Genomic DNA, 26623 nt, shown 5'->3' with positions numbered 1-26623 from the left:
CCTTCAACATTCTTTGCCTGTAAACAGTATTTGTTTGTTAACAGAGCTGCTTTATTTCTTCACTTACTATCATATCCTATTTTTCAACAGATTCAGACAAAATCCTTTGTAATTAATTAACAAACTTATCTCATTCTTCACCGATGATAACGTTGTCATCTTGTGTACATCTGCTAACTGGCTGCTTTTTTGTTGGCTTCCAGAATCCGTGGGCAAGCGCCAGGTTATTCCAGTGGCAATGAAAGCACCTCCCTCAGAGAGTTTCTACCCGGTTCTTTTTTTGGCTAATCATATTGAAGACAGGAACGTTGTTATTTGACAGCCACTTGGGTATACTGATGATCAAAAGCACATTGATGATCATAAAGGAGGATTCGAAATGGCATTAAAGCTTATTGACCTTTCTCAGGAAATCTTTCAGGGTATGTCTGTCTTTCCCATGCACCAGCCCACATTTATCATGACCAACATGACTCACCAGGATAATCAGCAGGCAACCGGCAGCAAGACTCTTGGATTTTCTGCTCGCAATCTTCTCATCAGCGAACACGGCGGCACCCACTCCGATGCCGTCTGGGAATACAAGCCCAGCGGTGCCACCATCGACCACATGCCTCTTACGCATTTCTGGGGCAGTGCCATTTGCATTGACCTGACCCATATCACTCCTCGCCAGCACATGGGGCCCAGAGAACTTCAGGAAGCTGTAAAAAAATCGGGTCAAAGCATTCAGCGTGGTGATATTGTCTTGCTTTACACAGGTCATTTTGACCGTTACTTCGGAACCGAACACTGGCAGACCACTTACAGCGGTCTGAACTATGAAGGGGCCAAATGGCTGGCAGAACAGGGAGTGGTTAACATAGGTGTTGACGCGCCCGCCATTGATCATCCTGAAGACACCGATTTCTCGGGCCACTTGGTGTGTGGTGAGTACGATATCACCAACACCGAAAACCTGTGCAACCTACATCTGGTCGTAAACCGCCGCTTTCTGTATATGGGCCTTCCCCTACGCATTCGGGACGGATCCGGTTCACCCATTCGAGCTGTTGCACTGATCGAAGAATAGCCCTCACCACCCCTTGAGCACATTTGAAGACCTCTCATAAGACAGTATCATTGTTTTATGGGAGGTCTTTTATTCTGCTTTCTATTCCAGCATTTTCTTCACTTTCAACGCCACCTCAAGGTTAAGCCGGTCTTTATGATGGTTCAGATCCATTCCGGTGATTCGCTGGATGCTCTCCATCCGGTACAAAGTCGTATTGTAGTGAGTGAACAGCACCTCTGCTGTTTTGCGCAAATTTCCGCCCTGCTGATAATAGACTTCCAGTGTTTTCACCAGCTCCGTGGATTTTTTTTCATCGTATCTGACCAAGGGCAGTAATACCGCCTGATAAAAACGCTCCAACTCTTCCTTCAGACTGGGGTGACATAAAATTTTATAAATACCCAGCTGTTCAAAATAAATAACTTCTGTTTCTCCTATCAAAGGACCATGCTGAATCGCCTTCACCGCGTCTGTGTAACTCTTATCCACCTGCTCCAAATGCCGATAACAGCGCCCGATTCCCACCCGAAAACCAATGTCTCTCAGTTTTTTTGGTTTGCGGGCCAGCAACTGCTGACTGTATGTGGCCACCTGTTCATTTAAAAGCTTTTCAGCAGCCGAAGTGAAGATGACATTCAGGCTGTCTGTTTTGGAAATCACCAGGGCGTGCAGTTGTGTATCACGAAGATAAGCATCTGTTTCCTGGGTGATCCAGCTCATTTTTTGAAACACTTCGTCAGTTAATCCTTCAGGTGTCCGGTCAATTTTAATAACCACCATCAGATAGTAATCCCCTGGGTTCAAATGAAAGAGAGATGCTTTTTCAACAGCTTTCTTTTTTCGGGTGTCATCCATGGAAATCAAGTCTTCAAAAAACTCTGTGCGGTATCGGTTTTCAACATCCATGACCGAAAGCTGTCTCAATACCTCCAGCGCAATAGTGGTGGACGCAGATTCCAGAACCGACAGATCAAACCCCCCCAAAGGCGTTCCCACCGCCCAGGTCATCAAGTATCCAGTCACCCGGCTTTTCACTACAATCGGCATCACCATGCGTCGTATACGCTGTTGCATCAGTGTGACCATATTTTCTGAAAAGCGATTGCGATCTCCCCGTTGCTCTGCCTGTTTTAGAAACTGCCGAGCATTTTCTGCAAGGGCCTCCTGCATTTCAGGCGTTGCAGCTGTCCATTCTGTCAGCCATTCATCATGCGATTCCAGTTTCACCAGCACCGGATTCCGTACATTATCTGCCACGACGCCAATGATGGCTTTTAAATCTCCACCGCTGAGCATCACATGCATCAGCTGTTCATGAATTTTTTCTATTCGTTTCAACAGAGAAGCCTGCTTGTTAAAGATCTCCTGAAAAATTGGCGTCATAATTTCGGAGAACGGAATGGCATCATGTAATTCGATGATGGGAAAGTTCAGCGTGTTGGCCAGTTGGATAATCTCTGGGTGAAGTTCCTTCAGATAGGGCTGTATTTTGATACCCAGACCGGCCAGACCCATTTCCGCCGACTTCTTAACAAACTGCTTTTGTTCTCCGATATCGTCCTGCTTAAAAGAATAAGCGGTGGTAAGAAGCAGTTCTCCCGCTTCTACCCACTCCAGCACATCGGGATCAGCCATAATGTTCACCTTGGACACCGTGTTGCGAATCCCGCCAAAACCGGCAATCAGTCTGCATTTTTTCATGCATTCCATTTTCATCACATCTTCGATGGAAATGCCATTTTGTCTTCTCACCGGATGATTCTCTCCTCTCAACTGTCAACTCAATCATATATTTTTCCATTGATAAACCATTGCCAACCTGCTTCTCCATTGAATATACCACTAACATTGTTTTTTGTGGGAAACCCATTTGAATCTATTATAGCTTATAGTATTTTTTTGTGAATCCTTTGTAACTTATTTACAAAGTGGCGCCATCGATACGGATAACGTTTTCCCAACGCTGCCTGTCGTTGTTAACCCAAACTTTCATGCTTGTTTTCGTCAATATACTCCTTCTGAAATGATCTGTTAATTTTGAATTTGTTGAAGCTTCACAAAGGAGTTGTTGTCATTTAATCGAAATTTACGATATAATCAGCAGCAAGTGTGCATCTTTTACCTGTGTCATGAATACTACTTCGCATCATTCATCCTCACTATTGAAAGGGGGCATGAACTCCAGCAGACATTTTTCAGGAAGATTCATCAGGCAAACGGGCAATCTTGAATCTCATGTACAAAAGCACTTATCAATTAGAAATAAGGAGGCATCTGCATGACTGAACAAAAAGTCAATTATCCATGGTTTAAAAAAGAAGACATCGACGGTTTCTTTGCTTTATTTCAAAACAATCTGGCAAACTTCGTACTGATTGCTGTCGCGCTTATTGGCATGGGTTACCCCACAAGCATTGTCTATGGACGCGTCATTCCCGGCGCTGCTGTTTCGGTTCTCTTTGGGAATGTTTATTATGCCTATATGGCAAACCGTTTAGCCCAGAAAGAGGGTCGAACCAACGTCACCGCTCTTTCGTACGGTATTAGTACACCAGTTATGTTCGTGTATCTCTTTGGCGTTATGGGACCTGCGCTGGCATTCACCGGCGACCCTGAGGTGGCATGGCGCATCGGTCTGGCTGCCTGTTTCTTTGGCGGCGTTGTAGAAGTAGTTGGCAGCTTTATCGGAAACTGGGTGCGTAAAACCCTCCCCCGGGCATCCATGCTGGGAGCATTGGCCGGTGTTGCCTTTACATTTATCGGCGGAGAGCTCTTTTTCAATGTACACGAGATGCCCATGATTGGCTTCACCGTATTGGCCATTATCATTGTCGGCCTTATTGCAAGAAAAGCCATGCCTTTCAGGCTACCTGCCTCTTTGTTCGCCATTATCATCGGTACTGTTTTGGCCTACAGCCTGGGAGAAGTGGAAATGAGTCAGATTGCTCAAGGAATGGAAACCGTTGGCGTTTATCCTTTCCTGCCCACCCTGGGCTTCATTGAAGGATTCCGTCTTCTGCTGGGCCCCATGGTCGGTTTAATTGCCGTGTTGCTCCCCATCTCCATCTATAACTTTATTGAAACCATGAATAACGTGGAAGCCATGGCGTCTGCCGGTGATGATTACAGTGCCCGGGAATGTATGCTGGTTGACGGCTGCGGTATTATGCTGGGCAGTCTTTTCGGCGGTGTTTTTCCCACTACTGTCTACATCGCCTCTGTTGGTTCCAAATGGATGAACGCCGGTCGTGGTTACTCCATTCTCAACGGCGGCGTCTTTATGGTAGCGTCACTATTCGGAATAGTAGCAGCTATTTCAAGAATTATCCCCGTACCTGTCATCGCTCCTATCCTGGTATTTGTGGGTATTTCCATGGTGGCACAAACTTTTGCCGCTGTTCCACAACGCCATTTTCCAGCGGTGGTCATCGCCATGTTCCCTTACCTGGGCAACTATGTCATGACTCGCTTTAACAATGCGGCAGGAGAAGTGGTGGCCAATATCTCCACCGGGATTGTTCCCCTTGGACAGGGTGCCATGTTTGCCGGTTTAATCTGGGGTGCCATCGTGGTCTACATCATCGACAACGATTACACCAAAGCAGCTTACGCCTCCCTCTTTGCAGCCGTTCTGGCTGCCACAGGTTTTATGCACGCCCCCAGATTGACGCTTTTCCACGACTATAAGTTTGTTGCCGGTTATGTGATCATGGCTGTCATGTTCCTGATCTTCAAGCGCTTTGGCGGCGATGAAGAAACTCAAGCCGTGTTGGCCGACTAACCAATTATTTGGTCAATTTGTTCAAAGTCTTCGCTCAACTCTTTTAATCAGAATGCCCGAATGCCTGTTATTATTATCAAAACCGGCTACCACAGTGAAACCCCATGCTGCGGAGCCGGTTTTTTATGCTCTTATGATGCCAGATACCAGATTCTCCAGACTGTTATGTTGAAATGCTGAAACTTTGTCTGATTTGATTTTTTAATTATAGGCAACCGTCACCTGCCTTCCATCGAGTATAGGAACTGTTGAAAGACTTGTCAACACTGTTGTTTCCCATGCTATAATGATATAGAACCCATTGCCTGCGATGTTGTTTCGTTGTTTCAAGGATATTTCCCCAACGATTTTGGAGGTGTCACATTGGTCTTCAACAGGAAACATATCGAAAACCTCATTTTGGTCACCGTTCTGACCACCTTTTCAGGCCAAATTTATCTGAGTCCCACCGGCGGTACTTTCCGCCTTTCCATGGCAGTGGCCGTGCTGACGGTCACACTGATCCATTTTCGAAAACTGCCGGTAATGCTGGTATGTGGCACTGTTGCCGTTACCATCCCCCTTTTCCGAAGTGTGGTAGACTATTTTTCAGTACTTGATGCGGATTTTGGTGACATTTTTCGCTCTTATCTTCCTGTAATCTCGTTTTACATCTCCTATGGATTCCTGTTTTTACTGCTTTCCATTCGGGAAAAACTCAGTCACCCCTTCTCCTTCATTCTATCTCTCTGGCTCTGTGACAGTTTTTCCAACATACTGGAATTCTCACTGCGCCAGCTGATTTCGCCCGCTAACATTGTTTCCGATGTGTTGCTCCAGATTATATTAATGGGGCTGGCACGATCTGTGCTCACCTATTTTCTCTACAATACCACGCTCTATTATATCGAACGGTATGACCGGAGCTATCAGGAAAATCGCTATCGGGAAATGATCATGTTTATATCCAGTTTGAAGTCCGAACTCTTCTTCCTTCAAAAATCAATCGCAGATATTGAAAATACAATGAAAGACAGTTATGATCTATACCAGCATCTGGAGTCCGGTCCCCAAAAAGAACAGGTGCTGTCCATCGCCAAAAATATTCACGAAATTAAAAAGGACTATTATCGAGTGGCAAGCGGTCTGGAAAAGGTACTTTCAGCAGAGGAAGATCGTTCCAGCCTGAACAGCCGGGAAATATTTGATCTCATACGGGAAAATTATCAAAAATTGAACACCAACCGGCAGTTACATATCCACTTTGAGTTTCACTGTCGATCACCATTTATCACTGCCGAATACTATCCCCTGATTTCAGTGCTTAACAACCTGATCATCAATGCCGTGGAGGCCATTCAGCAGTATGGCCGCATTGTGGTTGAGGGTCGTCTGGAGGGCACCATTTACAGATTCAGTGTCACTGATAATGGTCAGGGAATCCATCCTGAAGACCTTGAACTTCTTTTTATCCCTGGTTATTCCACCAAGTACGATGCCATTACCGGCCGTATGTCCACAGGCATCGGTCTATGCCACGCCCAGGAAATTGTTGAGAATCACTTTGGAGGTAGCATTCATGCCGAAAGCAATCCCGAACTGGGAAGAACAACTTTCAGCGTGATGATCCCCTTTGACCGTCTTCAGGAGGTGCTCATCCCATGACAACCCATTTCTACATTGCTGACGACGACCGGGGCATTCGCACTATTCTCAAAAGCATTATTGAAAATCATCACCTCGGCACTGTCATCGGTCTGGCTGATAATGGAAAAACAGCCATTGACGAAATCATTCATCACCAGCCTGATATTGTGCTGATCGATTTGCTGATGCCTCAGGTTGACGGCATTGGGGTGGTGACTGCGCTGAAAAAACAGGATTTCACCGGGTCTTTCATTATGATTTCGCAAGTCGATTCAAAAGAGATGATCTCTGGTGCTTATCAACAGGGAATTGAGTTTTTTATCAGCAAACCTCTGAATGTGGTGGAAGTCATCGCAGTGATTCAGAATGTCATGGAAAAACATCGTCTGACCAAAATGCTTCATTCTTTTGAATCTGCCATTCAGCATGTGCGCCAGGCCAGACCGAAGACCGCTGCTTTTCCTCTGCAGGATGGACTGGAGAAATCGTCCCCGACTGATGAGCGGGGACACATTCGCCGTATTTTGGCAAATCTTGGGATCTTGGGGGAAGCCGGATGCCAGGATTTGATTGAAATTGTATACTGGATGAATCAGTCCGACGATCCCACTGCCGCTTCAGGCCATCATTCCTATCGCCTTGCCGATGCCTACCACATGCTGCAACAGTTTTATTCAGAGCGGCAGGGAATCTGTACAAACCCGGGAGCCATTGAACAACGGGTACGCCGGGCAATAAAAAGTGCCCTGAAGAACCTGGCAAATCTGGGGATTGATAATTATGACGACGATGTTTTTATTCGTTACTCAACCATATTGTATGAATTTGGTGAAGTGCGCCGGGAAATGGATCACGAAAAAGGAAAAAGCCCCTATGGTGGCAAAATCAGTGTGAAGAAATTTGTAGAAGGGATTCAGATATTACTGACAGAACAGTATTAGTATTATTGTCACCTCTTGTTGCTGCCATTCGTTTCATGTTGAAGCGGGATGACTTGTTTTTAAGATGCGCGCCTCTGAATATTCATCTAATTCGCAACTCTTTTGTCGGATTACGTCCCTTTCTGTCCGTTTCTGTCAGGCAAAGGTTATCATGAAGTTGTCAACAGCCATTATTCATGGAAATATGAAAAGGAGGAATTCGATTGAAAGGCAAAATGAGTCTTACCACAAAAATCATGATGGGTTTGGTAGCAGGTCTGGTGGCCGGGATTGTGCTTCAGGGATCCCCCGATTTTGTGAATACCTTTATTGCTCCATTGGGACGTCTTTTCCTGAACCTGATCATGATGATCATCGTTCCCCTGGTTTTCTCTTCACTGATTGTGGGTGCCGCCAGTGTGGGTGATGTGAAAACCCTTGGCCGCATGGGAGGCAAAACCCTCGGTTATTATCTCATCACCACTGCTGTGGCCATTACCATTGGTCTTTCACTGGGAGCCATTCTTCAACCTGGCGCAGGCCTTTCGATCCCGGTGGATGCCGAAGTGGCAGTTAACGAAGCTCCTGCCCTTACAGACACACTTCTCAACATCATTCCCCGTAATCCCATTAATGCCATGGCTCAGGGGAATATGCTTCAGATCATTGTCTTCGCTCTTTTCCTCGGCGTGGCTTTTAACGCCATTCCCAAAGAAAAAGGACAGGTATTCATCGACTTTTTTGACGGGCTCGCTGAAATCATGTACAAAGTCACTTCCTATGTCATGGCGTATGCCCCCATTGGTGTTTTTGGCCTGATCACTCCGGTGGTGGTCAACCATGGGCTTTCTGTGCTGATGCCATTGGCAAAGGTAATAGCTGCTGTCTATATCGGATGTATTTTACATGCTGTAATCGTTTACAGTGGCGCTGTGAAACTATTTGCCAACATGAATCCTCTTTATTTCTTCAAAGGGATTATGCCCGCAGCCATCACTGCTTTTAGCACCACCAGCAGCGCCGGCACATTGCCGGTAACCATCAAATCTGTCCGGGAAAACCTGGGTGTTTCCCAGAAGGTCGCCAGTTTTGTTCTTCCTCTGGGTGCCACCATAAACATGGACGGAACAGCTCTTTACCAGGGTGTCAGTGTGCTGTTCATTGCACAGGTATATGGCATCGAGCTTTCCATGGCACAGATGGGCACCATTGTCGTCACGGCCACTTTAGCTTCCATTGGTACCGCCGGTGTTCCCGGTGCCGGAATGATTATGCTCTCTCTGGTACTGACTGCCATCGGTCTGCCATTGGATGGGGTTGCTCTGGTTGCCGGCATTGATCGGATTCTGGACATGGCCCGCACATCTGTCAATGTCATTGGCGACGGTTCGGCTGCTGTCGTAGTTGCCGCCACTGAAAATGAACTGAACCTTGTCTCTGAAGCGTAGTTAACCATTATCCACATTAAACCATGAGGTGACGACATGCAGTCAAACAAGGAAAAAATCATTGGAATTCTCGGAGGAATGGGACCAGAGGCTACCTGGGATCTTTTCGGACGCATCACCAGAGCCACGCCGGCAGAAAAAGACTCCCAGCATCTACATGTCATTGTCGATTCAAATCCCAAAATTCCCGATCGAACCAAAGCCATTCTGGGGGAAGGCCCAAGCCCAGTTGATGCAATGATTGCAACAGGTAAAAATCTGGAACGAGCCGGGGCTGATTTGATCCTGATTCCCTGCATGACTGCCCATTATTTCATTGAACAGGTACAGCTTTCTCTGACGATCCCGGTGGTGAATGGATTTCATTTAATGCAACGCTACCTTGAAAATCAGGGAATTGCATACTCAAAAGTGGCGGTAATCGCCACCACCGGCAGTCTTCAGTCGAAGATTTATCCGCACTATCTGGGGGCAGACCGGTTGATTTGCCCGGATGAGAATGTCCAGCAGCATGAAGTGATGGATCTGATCTATGGTCCCTCCGGCATTAAAGCCGGGTACGTGTCAGGGCCGGTTATCACCCGGCTTAACCGGCTGATTGCCCGCTTTGAAACATTGGGTGCCGATGCTGTCATCGCCGGCTGCACTGAGATCGGTCTTGTCTTGAAAGGACATCCCATGCCGCTGCCGGTCATTGATCCACTGGATCTGATGGCACAGGAAGCCGTTCAACTGGCCCTTTCATCAGTATAATCAAAAACACCTTCCTCCGAATCCGGCTGTCAAAGCCGTTGTCAGATGGAAGGTGTTTTTAAATGGTTGGTTCAGTTTATGATGTGCGCCAGTCCCCGTATTCCATATAAGCCATGGTTTTCTTCATGATCTCACGGCCATAAAGCTTGGATACCAGATGCAGACTTAAATCGATTCCTGCTGCAATACCGCCTGATGTCATTATCCGGCCGTTGTCCGTCCATCGTTTTTCCGGCATGACCAGTGCCCGGGGTGCTGTTTGTTGTAGCAGATCAAGCACTTCATGATGAGTCGTTGCTTCAAGACCGTCCAGAAGCCCCAGTTTTCCCAGTAGTACGGCTCCCGTACAAACTGTCATGGTGATTTTAGCCTGATGATGCACCCGGGAGATCCATTGAAGCACTTTCTCTTTTTTCATTTCAGAACGGGTTCCCACACCGCCTGGAATCACCAGAATGTCAATGGGGGGATGATTGTCGAAACTGTAATCAGCCATGATCCGAAGTCCATGAATGGTTTGAATGGGCCGTCCATCCTGACTGACAGTCAATACCTGAAAAAGGCCAAAATGATTCAGCTCTGAGGTAACTGAAAAAACTTCGCAGGGCCCGGCAAAATCAAGAAGTTCCACCTTATTAAAAAGATAAACGCCAACTCGCAGCACCTCCGGCTGCAAGCTTTTTTTTGATGCGGTCATTGCCATCACTTCCTCCCCTGTTTATGCCACAACTGTCGGTATTTGGCTGAACTGGGCTTCGTATAGTCGGGCATATATTCCCTGCTGTTTCATCAATGTCTCATGAGTCCCTTCTTCCACGATGCCTTCATCTGTCAGCACCATGATCCGGTCTGCATTCTTGATGGTAGCAAGCCGGTGAGCTATCACCAGTGTGGTTCGCTGTTTGGATAATGCCGCCAGTGACTGCTGGATCAGTTTTTCCGTTTCATTATCCAGAGCAGAGGTGGCCTCATCAAGAATAAGGATCGGTGGATTTTTCAAAAACATGCGGGCAATGGATAACCGTTGTTTCTGCCCGCCTGACAGCATGACACCCCGTTCACCGATATAAGTATCATACCCTTTTTCAAGGCCTGTAATAAACTCATGGGCATTGGCCAGACGCGCCGCCATGATAATATCATCTTCAGAAGCATTCAGGTTGGCATAGGCAATATTCTCACGCACCGTTCCCGAAAACAGGAACACATCCTGCTGCACAATTCCAATATTCCTTCGCAGCGAAGCCTGCGTATAGCTTCGAATATCTCGCTGATCAATGGTGATGGCCCCTGTTTCCACTTCATAGAATCGGGGAATCAGGTGGCAGAGAGTGGTTTTTCCACCACCGGAAGGCCCTACCAACGCCACCGTTTCACCCGGGCTGACACGAAAGCTGATATGATTCAGCACGTGTTCCCGGTTATTGTAGCTGAATGTCACATCGTGAAATTCAATTTCACCCGCCGCTTCAGTCATTTCCATCGCATCTGGATCATCTTTTATATCAGGCTCCAGCTCCAGCGTCTCCACAAACCGGTGAAAACCAGCCATCCCCTTCTGATAGTTCTCCACCAGAATTGTCAGCTTACGCATGGGTTGCAGAAACATGGAAACATATAGCAAAAATCCCACCATTTCGCCCATGGTCATGGTTCCCTGATAGATAAAAAGCCCGCCGAAGGTGATCACCAGGAGATTGATGGCGTTGGTGAAAAAGTTGACACCCGCAAAAAACTCCGCCATCACTTTCAGCGCTTTTTCTTTGGAGAGTCTGAAGCCATCATTGCCTTCCTTGAACTTTTCTTCTTCATAGGCTTCATTGGTAAAGGACTTCACCACCCGCACGCCGGATATGCTGTCTTCCACCTGGGCATTGATATCTGCCAGCTTGCGCCGCATGTTCCTAAATGCTTCCTGCATGCGCTTGTTTTTAAGAATGGTGAAGGTCATCACCACAGGAATCAGCATAAAGGTGATGAGCGTTAACTGCCAGTGGATTGAAAGCATGATGAGGAAAGAGCCTGTCAGGGTCACCAGCGCAATGAACAGGTCCTCTGGCCCGTGGTGCGCCAGTTCAGAAATTTCATTCAGATCATTCACAAGCCGGGACATGACATGACCTGTACGCGTGTTATCAAAATAGTTGAAAGAAAGCTTCTGTAAATGCTGAAACAGATCTTTTCGCATATGGTACTCCATGCGAATGCCCAGCACATGTCCCCAGTAGTCAACAATATACTGCAACAGACTTCTAATAATGAAAAAGACCAGCAACCCCCCTGAAATCATAAAGATCAGGTTTAAGTTGCGGCTGGGAATCACCTCGTCAATCATCAACCGCACGACAAAGGGAAAGACCAGGTCCATGAGAGCCGTGATCAGGGCACAGCCAAAATCAAGGGTAAACAAGGGTAAATGTGGCCGATAATAGCGGATGAATTTGCGCATCATCGTTTGTCACCTTCCTTTTCAAATCCTCAACCAGACTGCAATCAGCCCCTGTTGAAGACATAGTCGACCGGATTGATTGTACCACAGTTTCATCAACAGAGCAATTGGCCGTCATCGTTGTCCACAAAAACACGCGCTGTTTCTCAACCATTGACAGTCTGTTCAGATGCACTTCAGAGAAAATACGTTGCAGACAAAAACCGCCGGCAACCCGGCGGTTTTTTGTCAGTATCAGCCTGCAGGCTTATCGATGATGCAGTGCCTTCGCACCAATAAAGGCAAGTCCCTTTTCAGTGAGCGCTCTGGCTGTCCGGTTCACTGCTTCGTGTTTATCAAGGTAATTCTGCTCCAGGTTCTTCATATCGCCTGATTCGAGTATTTCAGCTTTATCTCTGAAATAATGGAGAATGCTGGAGGGTGATTCTCTGGTTTCTTCCACTTCAGGGTCTCCGCCCTCATGTTTTGCCGCAATGTTGGGAACAGTTCTGGCCAGCTCAAGCAGTTCCTCTCTTCGATTGTATGGCTGCCTCACGATGGCCTGATAAGTTTCAGTAATGTGATGTTCAATGCGCACATTGTTTTCCAGGTCCAGTTGCTGTCGAATAAAACTGCTTAGTTCGATTGTCCGGTTATCCACAGAATTGCTCAGATTGAAACCAACCAGCGGTGTTGATCCATCCTCTCTTGAGAACAGTTTCGCCATGAGAAGCGTCCAAAGCACGGAATAGGGATTGTCATTTCCCATAAAAACAGATATCTTAAAGGAAATATCAATGCCCATTTTATGAAGCATATAGGCAATGAACACCGTTCCCGGGTTTATGTTCAGTACTTGTTCAATTCCATAACGGGTATAGTAGTAAAGCAGTTCATCGATCCACTGAAGCGGGTGTTCATTGGGTTGTCCGATGCCACCGAAATAACCGGTGATGGTTTCGGGACCACCCAAATGTACATTGGAACCATCTGTCCCCTTTGTGTCCAGGGTTTCCACATAGCTGGCACCAACGATCTGCATGGCTGCGGCAATGGCCAGCGTGTCTCCGTGATCCTGCTCCTGTTCTTTCATTTTTCGTACTCTGATGAAGCGCCCCGGCATGATCTCCTGTTTCTCAATGGCCTGTTTTGCCTCCGTTATCAGCCAGGGGAAGTATTGGAGAGCGCTGATTTCAAGCGTGACAGCCTTTGCTTCGTCAAATCCAGAAACCGGCAATTGGTCTCCCATCACTTTTTGCCTGTAATCGCTGATTCCAATAAAAGCTTGTCTGTCCCGTTCTCCCATGAGCCATTCCAAGTCTTTCAAATACGGCGAGTTCATTCGTTCCAGTCTTTCCAAAAGATTGGAAAGCTGACGGGCTTCCCGGGCCTGTCGGTTGATTTCTTCAGGAGTTCCGTACTTTCCCACAATACGGGTGATTTCACTGATCAGGGGATTGTTTCGATCCATGAGAAAATCATTGATCTCATCCAGTCTTAAAGGATCAATTTTGAGTTTATCACGATACATGACCATTCCTCCATATTCTCACCTTCGTTTAGAAACCACCAACAGCCTCCGACACCCCCTTAATTAACCTCTTGAGCATCAATTTTCAACACCGTTTTGAAGCCTTGTTATTTTATTGTAATCCTTTGGTTTGATTGTACCCTACCGCGCAGATGAATTCAATTTATTTGTTATATTTTGTCAATTCTGCGCATGGAACTTTTTTGCCTTCGTGCCGTCTATGTTATCAAAGGCTGGTATGGCAAATGCATTATTTCAATGACCCATGTCTACCTATTTTGTACCGGCGCTGTTTCAATTCATATCGTTTGCATGAATAAACTCAGAAGAAAAGAGGGATCGTTATGTCGACAAGGATAAAAAATGGACTTTGGCAACGCAACCGCTATGTGGTGCTGATTCTGTTGCTGATCATGCTTGTGTTTGGAATGGCAGGATGTTCCCGTTCACCGGAATATGCCGCCAGCGACAGTGGCTGGGATGACGGTGCCGTCACCGAGAGTCGTTCTCCTGATGCCATGCCTGCTGCTGAAGCGCCTGCGGAAGCATCTGGTGGCGGCGTCGATCTCAGTACAGTCAACCAAAGCCAGCATAAGATCATTTATTCCGGCGAGGTTAGTATGGAAACACTTGACTTTGATGACGCAGTGGCAGAGATACAGGCCTACGTCAGCCGACTGGGGGGCTATGCGGAATCTTCTTATGTGGAAGGACGCCGCATCGGTCAGACAACGAACACCTCCAGGCGTAATGCCTCTTTTACTTTTCGTATTCCGCAACAGCGTTTTGATGGTTTTACCGAAGGATTAAAGGAGTTTGGCAATGTGCTGTCAGCCAGCAGTCATGGTGAAAACATCACCGAGCAGTACTTCGACACTGAAGCACGTCTCACCAGTCTGCTCATTCAAGAGGAACGCATGCTTGGATTGCTGGAACGCGCTGAAAACATGGAGGATATTCTGCGCATCGAGTCAGAATTAACTCACCTTCGTTACCAGATTGAAAGCTTTACCGGCTCACTGCAAAAATGGGATAACCTGGTACAGTTCGCCACCATGCGGGTGAATCTGAGGGAAGTATCTGAAATGACTCCCGACCCGGATAGCCGCCATTGGGGCACCGAAATAAGCGAGGCTTTCAAAGAATCTGTCGTTGCTGTTATCAGAACCCTTCAGAATCTTGTGGTGGTGCTCATTATGTTTATTCCTGTCGCCATCGTTCTGCTGCCGCTGTTTTTCCTGGCACGTTTTGTTTATCGTTTGATTCGCAAAAAGATTTCTCAACACAAGAAAGATCCTTCCTGATTAATCATCTCTAAAAAAGACACTGCCCATTGTTGGGCAGTGTCTTTTTTACTTAGAAGCAGACCAGAAGTCCGCCAGTACCTGCATGGGTACCAATCACCGGCCCCATAGTGGTGAGGATTATTTCGGCCGGCTTAAAGCGTTGCATAATCTCTTCCTTTAAAGCAAGGGCATCTTCCAGGCAATCACAATGGGTGATCCCCACGATCCGATTAGAATAGTCGACACCCTTTTTCTCCATTTCTTCCAGCAGCATGCGTATCCCTTTTTTCTTTCCCCGCAGGGTTTTCAGAATTCTGACGTACCCTTCTTCCACATGAACCACCGGTTTTAAGTTTAGCAGGTTGGCCACAATTTCCTTAGGTTTGCTCACCCGGCCACCTTTAACGGCATTTTCGAGGGTTTCCAAATACACCACCACCCGCATCTGCTCCCTGTACTCAGCCAATCTCTCCAGAATCGCCTGCTTGCCAAGTCCTTCTTTCACCAATTCACAGGCCTTCATCACTTGCAAGCCCACACCCAGCGATCCGCTCAAGCTGTCAAAAATACTGATTTCTCCTTCCACATCATTTCGCGCCATGAGTGCACCTTCCATGGTGCCGCTGAGACGGGAAGATAGATGGATACTAAGGATTTCAGAATGACGTTTAAACCCTTCCCGAAATGCATCAATAAAAGACTGGGGGGATGGCTGAGATGTTTTGGGCAGGGTTGGCGAAGCAGCCATCTTTTCGAAAAACTGGTGATGGGTCAGATTAACACCATCCGTGAACTCTTCACCATTAATTTCAATTTGCAATGGCACAATCAATATTTTCAGGCGGTCAATGATTTCCTGCGGCAAGTCGCAGGAGCTGTCTGTAATAATTTGCACAGGTTTTCCTCCTTTTCTGGCCGATGTATTTATCTCGGCACCTTCTACGGTCATGATCCATTATTCTTCCTGCATCATTTGATGGTGAAAAACTTGTTGTATTTGCTGAAAATCTAGAAAACGTGCAGTGCGAAAAATCTCTTTTCCTTCCACGAATAACAACACCGCCGGTATTGCAAAAACAAGATACTGGCCTGCAATGTCCGGGTTTTTTTGGGCGGAAGCCTCAACTCCTGCCCACAGGGGATGTGCCTTCATCAAAGTGAGTATCCTTGGTTTCGTTGACTGACAAACAGTGCAATCGGCATTCCCTACATATAGCAATACCCTTTTTTCTGTCTGTAGAACAGTCTCCCACATTTCCAAAGTATGTATTTCTGTTAACGACATGAGCTGCCGCCTTCTTTCTGTCTTGATGCCGCAGTGCACCCTGCCACATAGCCGGAAGAAAAAGCAAACTGGAGGTTAAAACCTCCTGTCATGCCATCCACATCCTGAACTTCTCCCACGAAGAACAGGCCGGGAACTACGAAGGATTCCATGGTGCTGCTGCGAATTTCATCTGTGGAGACACCGCCAGCTGTCACCATTGCCGTTTCCACATCTCCCAAGGTCCCTACTTCCAGTGGCATCCGGGTCATCCATTTTACCAGCATCTTCCGTTGATCTTTGGTGACAGATGCACACACTTGTTCATCAGCTATTCCGGCCATCTTCATCACAATGTCCATCACACGTCGGGGCATCGGTTCTTTATACAGCAGTGTCTTGACTTTTTTCTTTCCCATTGATTGTAACTCCCGAAGTATTCTGTCACTGAAAGCCTCTTCTTTTTCAGGTGCTGCCAGGTTGAGTGTGAGCAGGTCTCCCGGCTGGAAGTAGCGGGAATAGTTGAGGATTACAGGACCACTGACCCCAAGATGAGTAAACAGCAAATCACCTGTGTAGGTTCCAGCCTTTCGTCCCTCACGCCAATGAGATATGGTGATCTCCTGGAGAGATACTCCCGACAAATCTTCCAGCTTCCAATGACTGACAGACAGTCCTGTTAACGCCAGCCTGGGGGCAATAACACTGTGGCCCAGGTCTGCCGCCAAGCGATAACCGTCACCGGTAGTTCCCAGTGAAGGATAGGTGCAGCCGCCGGTTGACAGAATCACATTTCGGACCTTATAAACCTGTTTTTCACACGCTACTTGAAAGCCCTCTTCAAAAGTTTCCAGCTTTTTCACAGGGCTGCGACAGTTCATCACCACCTTCAATCGCTTCACTTCTGTCAGCAGAGCTTCCAATACTTCTGTGGCTCTCCTGCTGGCAGGGAACACCTTGCCATTCTCCAGCACTTCAAGACGAACTCCTCTTTGAGAAAACCACTGCATCAAGCTTTCGGGCGGAAACTGCCGAATGCATTTGCCGGCATAAACCGCTTTTTCATGGTAGTGAGGTAAAAATGATTTCATGGGCATCTGATGGGTCAAATTGCATTGGCCTCCGCCGGTTGCCAGCAGCTTTCTTCCCGGTTGATCATTTTTTTCCAGCACCAGCACCCGACATCCCTGAACCGCCGCAGTGATCGCTGCCATCAGCCCGCCAGGACCGGCTCCAATGACAATGACATCCCAGTGTGTTTCAGTTGTTGTCATCACACTGAATCGCCCGCCAGTTCATTGATGGATGCCTGGATGGTTTCCATTTTATCCGTCAGTATACGCAGCGCCTCTTTCTGTTCCTGAGAAGTGACAGTATTATTTTTCATTAAGTCAAAAATACCCTTGAAAATAGTTGAGAAATGCTGTGTCTGCTCATTGATGTTCTTTGCATAAGACCCAGTCTGTTCTGCCAGTCCTTTCACTTCCCCTGCGACAACGGCAAACCCTCTGCCAAGTTCGCCGGCCCGGGCCGCCTCTATGGCAGCGTTCAAGGACAACAGATTGGTTTTTTTGGCAATTTGCTCAACAAATTTCAAATCATTGCCAATGGTTTCCAGCACTTCTTCTGCCTGGTGGACTGTTTCAACTGCATGGCTATTGATCTCTGCCAGCGTTTCTGAGCCGGCCAGCAGCTCCTGTGAAGTTGCTGCGAGATCGCTCATGCTTTGGTTGACCTGAGTTGCTGTATTCAAAATGCGTTGATTCACCAGATACTGTTCATACATCATATCCACCATGGCCGCAACAATATTGAAGAAGGGCATGACATCATCGGGTTCACCTGTAATGGCGAGGGCTGCCACCACTTCTCCCTCATGCTCCACCACACCTGCAACACCGGCCCTGACATCGAGTCCTTTCTCCTTGGCGGCCATCTCATCAGCTTTGGTGACAACCTGTCTTTCATCAATCCTCTCCCGGATCATGACCTGCGCCCGGGGGTGAGTGTTACCCACACGGCTGGAAACGGTTGCCGCGATTATTTCACCTTCATCCCCGCATAATATCATGGGGTAGGGGACTATTCCCCGGCACTTCTCTACGATCTTATGTGCCACCGTTCTGTCAAGCATGCTGTCGCCTCCTTTAGTCCAGGTTGCTGCGCCACTCCTTTAATGTTAAGGTGCGGCTGCCCTTTACAATTGCCGGATCTTGAGAAGCCATGGCCATGGCTTCTTCATATGAATCTGCTTTGTAAAGCACCAGACCGCCGCTGTGATCGGTGAAAGGCCCCTTCGCAAAAATGCTGCCGTCATCAATCAGTTTCTGTAAATACGCCTTATGTTCTTCAAGAAGCGCTTCATCCATTCGACCATCCACCATGTTCAGTATGGCTGCATATAAAATCATCCGTCTGCTCCTTTCGATCTGGTAATGTCTCATTGTACCCAAAACCATCTTGCAAGTATTTCGTCAAAAAAGCTTCTTTTCTGCAATCAACTGCCCATTGTAGTAGAAGAAAACTCGATCTGCCAGCCATCCCAGCTTCAGTTCTGCTTTCACCGGTACTCCCTGATGAGGGCCTTGTTTAATCTCAGCATGGTAAGTCTGATCCACTTTGTGTTGCATCAGTTTACCGCCGGTCATGTCACGAATTTCGCCGTCCACCAAAAAGCTCACCGACCCCAGTGAACGGTGCAATTCAAACACATGGCCCTGGTAAGTGGTTTTCACTTTCACGGCTGCACCTCCCTTAGATGAAATGATCGCACCGTTTTTGACTGATATGGAGAGTCGTCAGGCATTTCCAATTCTTTTGTTCTATTTATTATATGCGGAATCATGACCGTTGTCGATAGAAAAGCAAAAAAGCCCCGACAGATGGTGACCCAGGGCTTTCATCATCATTGATCTGCAGTGGCAGTTGACATCAATATCAAATCATTAGAACTGTCTTCTTTAAATCAGTTATCCCACACATCTGGTCTCTTCAGTATCTGCCAGGTTCGTATGATCATTCTTGATCTTCTCGATTCGAAAGAGTCTTTGCTGGTTTGTTCGAACCTGGTCTTCCATTCTATTCATGCTGTTTTCAAGCCAGCTCATTTTTATACCTGCTTCCCGAATGATCTCAGCGACTGTGCTCATTTCTTCTCCCATGGTATGGGAAAGCTGAAAGAGACGGTAAAACTGTGTATCGATTCCTTTCACCAGAGCGGTGGCCGCTTCCACCTCCTGACGGCCTTTCGTCACCTGCTGCCGGGTCAGGTTGGATTCCAGCAGCGTACTCTCCATATAAGCTTCAATTTGTTTAACCGACGCGTCCACCTGCTCTGACAGCTGTCGAACTTCCAAGGCAACCACCTGAAATCCGGCACCATGAACACCTGCTCTGGCTGCTTCAATGGAAGCATTCAGGGATAACAGATTGGTCTGGGTTGCAATCCGCTTAATGCCTGCCACCAGGGGTGAAATCTGCTGCATCTGCTGCTGCAGCACCTCCACCTGATCCATCTGCCGTTGCACCACTTTTTCAATCAGGCGAATGTGGTTAAGCAAATCTTCCAATGCCTGCTGTCCTCCGTGGGCAACTTCCTTCATCACGTGTCCTGTCTGTTCGTAGTGGATCATCGAAGTTGTCATTTTCTGTACTGCATGGGAAATCAGTGTCACTTCTCTCACATTTTCCTGAATCACAGCCATTTGATGGTCTGCTTCTTCATGTTGAATTTGAGTTAACAGATTAAAGAGGCTTTCCAGCTTTAGGATTCCCTGAATGCCTCTGTCATTCATGATCAGAATGGTTTCTCCAAAGTCGCCGACTGCTTCTTCAATCATAACCAACAATTGCTCCAGCGTTGTATTATAATCCACTTGAAGCATCTGTCGCAGCATCACCCGTTCCACCGGTTTTTGCTGGTAAAGAAACGGCCCATAACGGGTGCTCAACATAGAAAAGAGGCGCTCCCGCAACAAAATGCCCACTGGTTGCTGACCAACAGCCACCACCAGGCATTCCGTTGATTCTTGATAAAGAGTGACCGCTTTTTCAACTTTGATGCCAGGCTCTATGACAGGGCACTGCTGACAATAATCCGCTACTTGTTGTTTCAGTAATTGTGACATTCTGACCCTCCCGGACTAAAGGCGGGGGCACCGCTGACTCTGCAGAACAACTGCTCCACGAGACACCTTCTGTTCCACCTTTTTTTTACAGTTTAGCCGAAATGTCAGGCAAGAGGTTCAGTTAGAAGTTAATTGCTTGTTAATATTGTGTTAAGTCCAAACTAAAATCAATGAATGCACTTTTAAAATTTAAATCGGGCAACAGCCTCCTGCATTTCCTGGGCCAGTTTTGCCAGGTCTTCGCTGGTGCCTGCAATTTCATCCATTGCTGCTGTTTGTTCTTCCACGGAAGCGGAGGCTTCTTCTGATCCGGCTGCGTTTTCTTCAGAGATGGCCGAGAGACTTTCAATGGTGCTGACAATACTATCTTTCCTCTTTGCCATTTCAGTGCCCGAATCATTGAGTTTTTTCAAACAAATTGTCATTGACTCAACGGCATCAGAGATTCCAACAAAGCGGGTATTGGTATTTTCAACACCTATGGTCTGCTCTTTCATGATTTGTGACACCTTTTCCACAGCTTCAACAGCCGCGCCCACTTTTTCACCCAGTTCAGCAATCACCGCTGCGATTTCATCGGTGAAGCGATTGGATTGTTCTGCCAGTTTTCTGATTTCATCTGCAACCACAGCAAACCCTCTGCCGGCGTCCCCTGCCCGGGCTGCCTCAATGGCTGCGTTTAGAGCCAGCAAGTTGGTTTGCTCGGCAATGCTTCGAATCATGCTGCTGGCAGCATCGATTTTACCGGCACTTTCACTGGTTTCAGAAATAACGAGGTGCACGTTTTGAATGGTTTCACGGCTTGTGACGGTTTTTTCAACCAAATCTGTCATTGTTTCAATTCCTTCATTCTTCAGCTGATCCACCATTTCTGCCGCCTGGTTCATTTCTTTCATTAGTTCCTGTTCATCTTCAATGCTCTGACCCATCTGGTGAACACTCACTGCACCCATTTCCGTTTCCTTCGCCTGGTCTGATGCTCCCTGGGCTATCTCTTCAATGGTTTTGGCGACTTCCGATGCCGCTGTTGCCGCTTCCAGACTGGTGGATGTCAGTTCCTGTGAAGCTGCTGCCACTTGATTAGACTTGTCATTGATATCCTGTACCAGTGTCACCAGATTCTTCTGCATGATTTTCATTGCTCGAAGCATACTGCCAATTTCATCCTGCTGGCGTTCGTAGCGATTCAACTGATGGTTTTCATCAATGGAAAAATCGTAGGCAGCCATGCGATCAACCACTTTCTGAATTCCGATGATGGGACGGGCAAAAGAACCTCCCACCACCACGGCGAGTATGACACCGATGATAATCATTCCCAGCGCCACTGCCGCCAGCAGGGTTCTCATGGCCGTCACCCCGGCCATCAGTTCACTTTCTTCTGCCACCACTGCCAGAAACCAATCGGTTTCTGTGATGGGGTGATAACCGGCGTGGACATTTAAATTATTGAAAAAATACGAACCTGTCCCCGTCTGCTCCTCCAGTATTTGAGTTACAAGCCCTGCCAGCGGTGCCAAAGCAGGGTCTTGCTGAGCTGCCTCCAGGGGATTATACTGATCAATGACCAGTTCCCGCCTGGGATGACCGATAACTGTTCCCGTCTGATTAATCACATAGGCATACCCATTTTGCCCATATCCCATATCCTGAACCAAATCCGAAAGAAAGTTTCCATCTCCCACAGCCACCAGTACTCCGACAATGCGGCCTCCATATCTCAGAGGTACTGAATACACCATGACCAGATTCCCCTGATCATCAGGGTTTACACTCACGGTTGGCGTCATAATAGCCCGTTGCCCATCCAGGGAGCGATGGTAATACTCCCTCTCAGAAACATCAACAATGCTGCCTCCTATCCCATAACTGTCGGACAAGTATAGATTCCCTGATAAATCAGCGACACCGATTCGGATGAAATTACTGTTGGCAGCTTCCTGTTGCAACAAGTTCATTTTCACCGCCAGGTCTCCCTCGGGATTAGAAAGTCTTTCCACTTTAGTGAGGCCTTCCAGATAAACAAACTGGCTGTTAATACGGGCGGTCGCCACATCGGCTCCTTCTGAAGCCAAGAGCAGCAATCCCCGGTTTGCTTCTTCCACCACTGCGTTGGTGGCTGTTGTGATGGAAATGAATGACAACGCTCCTGCCAACACCACCACCACCATCATAATGACCAATACCATTTTTGCCTTGATTGATTTCATCCCGCTCACTCCCCCTTGACTAAATGACACAACTGACTGCACTCCCAGTCTGCAAATCGATTTATATGCATGCAGGCGGCAGGGACTTCCATCGGTTTTTATATCTCTGTATTAAAAAACCTGCAGTCAGGATATCACTTTGATACCCCGCAGCTGCAGGTTTCTATCATTAAACTGGTCATTTTATGACAGACTCGTCTTAATAATTCGACTTCTTCGCCTTTCATGAAAGCTTCTCATTGCAAAAAGACCCTCTTTAAATCCCAATGGAAATGTATTTGATTTCCAGAAAGGGATCCATGCCATGGTGACCTCCTTCGCGGCCGATGCCGCTTTCCTTGAATCCGCCAAAGGGTGCCTGCACTGTTGCCGGCCCGCCATCATTCAGCCCCACCACGCCATATTGAAGCTTCTCGGAAACCCGGATCCCACGGCTTAAGGATTGGGTGTAGACGTAAGCTGCCAGCCCGTAACGGGAATCATTGGCCAGACGAAGGGCTTCTTCTTCTGTTTCAAAGCGTCGTAGCGGCAGCACCGGCCCAAAGGTTTCTTCTCGCATGATCTTCATTTCGTCGGTGACGTTGGTGAGCAGGGTGGGTTCATAAAAATAGCCGGCTTCCGGATGATCGCTTTCATGACGGCCGTTACCGCCGTACAACAGACCAGCTCCCAGTTCTCTGGCATCTGTCACGTGATCCACCACCTTTTGATAAGCCTTCTGATTAATGAGAGGCCCCATGGTGACGGACTCATCAAGGCCGTTTCCGGTGTTAATCTTTTTCAATTCCGTTCGCACCCGGGAAACGAAAGCATCATAGATACCCTCTTGCACAAAGAACCGGTTGACGGCAACGCACATCTGTCCGGCGTTGCGAATTTTTGCCTGAATGACTCCTGCCACTGCCTGTTCCAGATCAGCATCGTCAAAAACCAGGTAGGGCGCATGTCCCCCCAACTCAAGTGAGACGCGTTTCATTGTGTCTGCCGATTGTCTCATCAGCATTTTACCCACTTCCGTGGAACCGGTAAACGTAATTTTTCGGACACGACCGTCTTCCATTAAGGCTTTACCAATAAGTGTTGCCGATCCCGTCACCAGATTCACCACGCCCTTGGGAATACCCGCTTCATGGGCCAGCTCCACAATAGCTGCAGCGGTCAGGGGTGTTTGACTGGCAGGTTTCAGAATCACCGGGCAGCCGGCTGCCAGTGCCGGTGCAATTTTTCGGGTGATCATGGAAGCAGGAAAATTCCACGGGGTGATGGCCGCCACAACACCCACTGGCTGGCGCAACACCATGATGCGTTTGTTCTCACTGGAAGGCGGAATTATTTCCCCGGTAACTCGCACCGCTTCCTCCGCGTACCATTCCAGGAAACGACCGGCAGCCGCCACTTCTCCCCGTGCCTCTGCCAGTGGTTTTCCCTGTTCCAGCGTCAGGATTTGAGCTATGGATTCCTTATGTTCCCCCATCAACTCATACCATCGCCGCAGATATGTGGCTCGCCGACGGGCAGGCAGTGCTGCCCAGGCGTCAAAAGCTTCTGAAGCCGCCTCAATGGCCTGGATCACTTCTTTTTTCCCGGCTGCAGGAACAGTTCCCACCACTTCTCCATTGGCAGGGTTTAATACTTGAATCACTTCACTGCCGGAACCATCCAGCCATTCACCGTTAATGTATAGTTTTTTTTCTTCCATGGGACACCTCCATTAAGAAAAAGATGAAGCCTTTTCGCTCCATCTCGACGATAATGAATCTTATTATCTTTTTTACCCTTTCGTTTCCCCTTCAAACGATGTCTTCTCGCGAATCCACTGAAGCAGGTCTTCAATCAGCGGCTCATCTGCCGGTGTCATGCCATAATCTCCCATGCCTTCCAAGCTGACCCACACCATGGCATCATGCTCCAAGAGCTGGGGTTCTCCCTCAACAATGTGGGTTTCAAAGGCCAGCAACTTCACCTCTCCCCAATCATAGTCATAAGAAATCTCAGAAATGAAGCGACCCGCCATCACCGTCAGATCCATCTCTTCCTTCAGTTCACGAACCAGACATTCTTCAGGTGTCTCACCCAACTCAACTTTCCCTCCGGGGAACTCCCAACAGCCTTCCATGACTTTACCCGCCGGCCGTCGGGCTATGAGTACCTGGTGTTTTTTGTTTGTGATAATCGCCACCGCTACCCGCGTCATTTTTCTTCACCTCTGTTTCAGACATCAAGATATCTATTTGCTACATGCCTTCAATAATGTTGCTAGCCCATTTATTTGAAAACAGCCTTCTGAAACCCACAATGGCTTTCGTCACTTCTTCCAGATGGACCAGTGCCACAACAACATAGATGGGCAGCTGCCAGTAGGTGGTGGCCAAAAAAGCCATGGGAACCCCCACCAGATACACACTAGAAATTTCCATCATCAGGGAGTAGGTGGTATCGCCGCCTCCCCGCAGGGTACCAATCACCTGCAGTGCATTGCACATTTTGATGGTAAGAAAAAAAGCAAAAACAGCCATCACTTTCACCGCATCAGCCCTTACCTGGTCATCCACATTGAAGAACCTGGCAATGGCAGGTGCTGTTACCAGCAGAAAAACAGCAAGAACAATACCAAAAAAAATCGTCAGCAGGTTAAAATAACGAGAATAACGAATGGCTTCTTCCCGACGGTTTTCACCCAGCAGATTGCCGATCATCACTGCCGCCGCGTGGCCAATGCCCATGGCTGCCACGAAGAATAGTTTTTCCACCGTCTGGGATATTTGCACCGCTGCGTAGGCCTGGGTTCCCATACGGGCATAGGCGGCCACATAGAGCGTCATGCCAATGGCCCACAGAAACTCATTAGCCATCACCGGAAAAGACTTTTGCAGGATGCGCCGGGCAAAGACACGGGAAAACCGGAAGTATTGACGCCATTTGGCACGTAATGGGTGCAGGCTGGTAAAAATGGTGCCGGTTAGAATCAGGCATTCCATGCTGCGGGCCAGCAATGTGGCCAGAGCCGCTCCCCGTACTCCCATGGCCGGAAACCCCAGCAACCCAAATATCAGCACGGCGTTCAGTCCGGTATTCACACCAAGTGAAAGGATGCCGGCCCGCATGGGAAGCCTGGCATCCCCCACTGATCTGGAGGCGCTTGACAAAGTGATACTGACAGCGGTGGCCAGGTAGCTCAAGCCAACAATGCGCAGGTATTCCACTCCCAGTCGAATGGCCTCCTCATCGTTGGAGAGGAGTCTCATAAACCATTCAGGAAAAAGAACGCTGATCACAGTAAAAATCAGCCCACCCGCTACACTGAGGAGCAAGGCAACACCAAGGCTTTTATGAATATTTTCCAGATCACGTCTTCCCCAAAACTGGGCAACGAAAATAGCCCCTCCGCTATTAATGCCAAAAAGTAGTAATGAAAAGACAAAAAAGAGCTGGTTGGCCAAACCAACAGCAGTGATGCTCACCGCATTGATTTGCCCAATCATGACCACATCCACCAGGTTCAGGGAGGAAGTAATAACATGTTGAATGGCAACAGGAATGCCAATGGCTGTCAGTACCTTGAAAAAGTGTTTATCCTGCAGCATGGACCGAATCATGATCCAAATACCCGCCAGCTGGTTCCCATGAGCTGGAACAGGGCCAGTGTTTCCTGCACCGGCAGCCCCATCACATTATAGTAACATCCCTGAATACCTTCCACGAAAAGGGCTGCATGCTCCTGGATCGCATAACCGCCGGCTTTGTCACCATAATTGGCATGGGTGACATACCACTCCAGTTCTTCATCGGAGATGGGACGAAAGGTCACATCTGTCACGGCGGTCAGGCTCACCGAATGCCTGCCTGTCGCCTGGGTCAGGGTCACTCCTGTGAACACCTGATGCGTCTTGCCTGAAAAGGCCTGCATCATGTGCCGCAACTCCTGTTCATCCACCGGTTTCCCGTATATCTGATCTTCCAATACCACGATGGTATCAGCACCCAAGACCAGCCCTTCATCCAGTTGACTGGCCACCGCCTGAGATTTGGCGCTGCTGAGGCGCTGAACCAGCTCTCTGGGTGTCGCCTGAGGCATTTTCAAAAGAATTTCAGCTTCATCCACATGACTGGTCTGCACCCGGTAACGCAGTGTCAGCATACTTAAAATTTCAGACCGCCGGGGAGATCCCGACGCTAATATCAGTTCCATTGTCAT

Annotated in this window: 23 protein-coding genes; 7 read left to right on the top strand and 16 right to left on the bottom strand. The window is 47.9% G+C overall.

The window, feature by feature from the left end; translation table 11 throughout:
- Positions 1-379: 379 nt before the first annotated feature.
- Positions 380-1072, top strand: a complete 693-nt coding sequence (locus AAIG11_RS00920; RefSeq protein ID WP_343184401.1) for a cyclase family protein — start codon at positions 380-382, stop codon at positions 1070-1072.
- Between the two features lie 81 nt (positions 1073-1153).
- Here AAIG11_RS00920 and AAIG11_RS00915 read toward each other — a convergent pair whose 3' ends face one another.
- Positions 1154-2806 (bottom strand): PucR family transcriptional regulator, encoded by a 1653-nt coding sequence (locus AAIG11_RS00915; protein ID WP_343184400.1) that lies wholly within the window; start codon positions 2804-2806, stop codon positions 1154-1156.
- A gap of 526 nt (positions 2807-3332) precedes the next feature.
- Between AAIG11_RS00915 and AAIG11_RS00910 the strand changes: the two genes are divergently transcribed.
- From AAIG11_RS00910 to cuyB, 5 genes are all read left to right on the top strand, one after another.
- Positions 3333-4835, top strand: a complete 1503-nt coding sequence (locus AAIG11_RS00910; protein ID WP_343184399.1) for a hypothetical protein — start codon at positions 3333-3335, stop codon at positions 4833-4835.
- 363 nt (positions 4836-5198) lie between these two features.
- Positions 5199-6479 (top strand): ATP-binding protein, encoded by a 1281-nt coding sequence (locus AAIG11_RS00905; RefSeq protein ID WP_343184398.1) that lies wholly within the window; start codon positions 5199-5201, stop codon positions 6477-6479.
- Entirely contained in the window at positions 6476-7402 is a 927-nt protein-coding gene (locus AAIG11_RS00900) for a DNA-binding domain-containing protein (protein ID WP_343184397.1), read from the top strand. Before AAIG11_RS00905 ends, AAIG11_RS00900 begins: the two co-directional genes overlap by 4 nt.
- Before the next feature lie 203 nt (positions 7403-7605).
- Positions 7606-8829 (top strand): dicarboxylate/amino acid:cation symporter, encoded by a 1224-nt coding sequence (locus AAIG11_RS00895; protein WP_343184396.1) that lies wholly within the window; start codon positions 7606-7608, stop codon positions 8827-8829.
- A gap of 36 nt (positions 8830-8865) precedes the next feature.
- Positions 8866-9582 (top strand): cysteate racemase, encoded by a 717-nt coding sequence (cuyB, locus tag AAIG11_RS00890; protein WP_343184395.1) that lies wholly within the window; start codon positions 8866-8868, stop codon positions 9580-9582.
- Between the two features lie 76 nt (positions 9583-9658).
- On the opposite strand, the gene AAIG11_RS00885 is transcribed toward cuyB, so the two are convergent.
- From AAIG11_RS00885 to AAIG11_RS00875, 3 genes are all read right to left on the bottom strand, one after another.
- The gene (locus tag AAIG11_RS00885; protein WP_343184394.1) at positions 9659-10285 is read right to left on the bottom strand and encodes a DJ-1/PfpI family protein; all 627 of its coding nucleotides are present in this window, start codon (positions 10283-10285) and stop codon (positions 9659-9661) included.
- A gap of 15 nt (positions 10286-10300) precedes the next feature.
- Positions 10301-12034, bottom strand: coding sequence for an ABC transporter ATP-binding protein (locus AAIG11_RS00880; RefSeq protein WP_343184393.1), 1734 nt, complete (start codon positions 12032-12034; stop codon positions 10301-10303).
- Between the two features lie 244 nt (positions 12035-12278).
- A complete protein-coding gene (locus tag AAIG11_RS00875) occupies positions 12279-13541 on the bottom strand; it encodes a hypothetical protein (RefSeq protein ID WP_343184392.1) in 1263 nt (420 codons plus the stop codon).
- Between the two features lie 344 nt (positions 13542-13885).
- On the opposite strand from AAIG11_RS00875, the gene AAIG11_RS00870 reads away from it, so the two are divergent.
- Positions 13886-14845, top strand: coding sequence for a DUF4349 domain-containing protein (locus AAIG11_RS00870; RefSeq protein ID WP_343184391.1), 960 nt, complete (start codon positions 13886-13888; stop codon positions 14843-14845).
- A gap of 52 nt (positions 14846-14897) precedes the next feature.
- Here AAIG11_RS00870 and AAIG11_RS00865 read toward each other — a convergent pair whose 3' ends face one another.
- From AAIG11_RS00865 to AAIG11_RS00810, 12 genes are all read right to left on the bottom strand, one after another.
- A complete protein-coding gene (locus AAIG11_RS00865; RefSeq protein ID WP_343184390.1) occupies positions 14898-15722 on the bottom strand; it encodes a DegV family protein in 825 nt (274 codons plus the stop codon).
- 60 nt (positions 15723-15782) lie between these two features.
- Complete coding sequence (locus AAIG11_RS00860) at positions 15783-16082, bottom strand: thioredoxin family protein (RefSeq protein ID WP_343184594.1); 300 nt, start codon at positions 16080-16082, stop codon at positions 15783-15785.
- A gap of 20 nt (positions 16083-16102) precedes the next feature.
- Positions 16103-17365, bottom strand: a complete 1263-nt coding sequence (locus tag AAIG11_RS00855) for a BaiN/RdsA family NAD(P)/FAD-dependent oxidoreductase (RefSeq protein WP_343184389.1) — start codon at positions 17363-17365, stop codon at positions 16103-16105.
- Complete coding sequence (locus tag AAIG11_RS00850) at positions 17365-18225, bottom strand: methyl-accepting chemotaxis protein (RefSeq protein ID WP_343184388.1); 861 nt, start codon at positions 18223-18225, stop codon at positions 17365-17367. The genes AAIG11_RS00855 and AAIG11_RS00850 overlap by 1 nt, the downstream gene beginning before the upstream one ends.
- 13 nt (positions 18226-18238) lie before the next feature.
- A complete protein-coding gene (locus tag AAIG11_RS00845; RefSeq protein ID WP_343184387.1) occupies positions 18239-18502 on the bottom strand; it encodes a YciI family protein in 264 nt (87 codons plus the stop codon).
- Between the two features lie 63 nt (positions 18503-18565).
- Positions 18566-18832 carry a hypothetical protein gene (locus tag AAIG11_RS00840; RefSeq protein ID WP_343184386.1) on the bottom strand — a complete coding sequence of 89 codons (267 nt, stop codon included), beginning with the start codon at positions 18830-18832 and terminating at the stop codon, positions 18566-18568.
- 228 nt (positions 18833-19060) lie between these two features.
- Entirely contained in the window at positions 19061-20218 is a 1158-nt protein-coding gene (locus tag AAIG11_RS00835) for a methyl-accepting chemotaxis protein (RefSeq protein ID WP_343184385.1), read from the bottom strand.
- 182 nt (positions 20219-20400) lie between these two features.
- Entirely contained in the window at positions 20401-22428 is a 2028-nt protein-coding gene (locus tag AAIG11_RS00830) for a methyl-accepting chemotaxis protein (protein ID WP_343184384.1), read from the bottom strand.
- 256 nt (positions 22429-22684) lie between these two features.
- Positions 22685-24127, bottom strand: a complete 1443-nt coding sequence (locus tag AAIG11_RS00825; protein ID WP_343184383.1) for an NAD-dependent succinate-semialdehyde dehydrogenase — start codon at positions 24125-24127, stop codon at positions 22685-22687.
- Positions 24128-24199: 72 nt separating this feature from the next.
- Positions 24200-24622: an 8-oxo-dGTP diphosphatase MutT gene (gene mutT, locus AAIG11_RS00820; protein ID WP_343184382.1), complete on the bottom strand. Its 423-nt coding sequence runs from the start codon at positions 24620-24622 to the stop codon at positions 24200-24202.
- A gap of 40 nt (positions 24623-24662) precedes the next feature.
- A complete protein-coding gene (locus AAIG11_RS00815) occupies positions 24663-26012 on the bottom strand; it encodes an MATE family efflux transporter (RefSeq protein ID WP_343184381.1) in 1350 nt (449 codons plus the stop codon).
- A gap of 8 nt (positions 26013-26020) precedes the next feature.
- Entirely contained in the window at positions 26021-26617 is a 597-nt protein-coding gene (locus AAIG11_RS00810) for a Maf family protein (protein WP_343184380.1), read from the bottom strand.
- Between the last annotated feature and the right edge of the window lie 6 nt (positions 26618-26623).

The organism is Anoxynatronum sibiricum (genome assembly GCF_039414295.1).
GTDB classification, from domain to species: Bacteria; Bacillota; Clostridia; order Peptostreptococcales; family Tindalliaceae; genus Anoxynatronum; species Anoxynatronum sibiricum.
The sequence above is the reverse complement of the archived record's forward strand: the minus strand, read 5'-3'. Positions and strand labels throughout refer to the sequence as shown.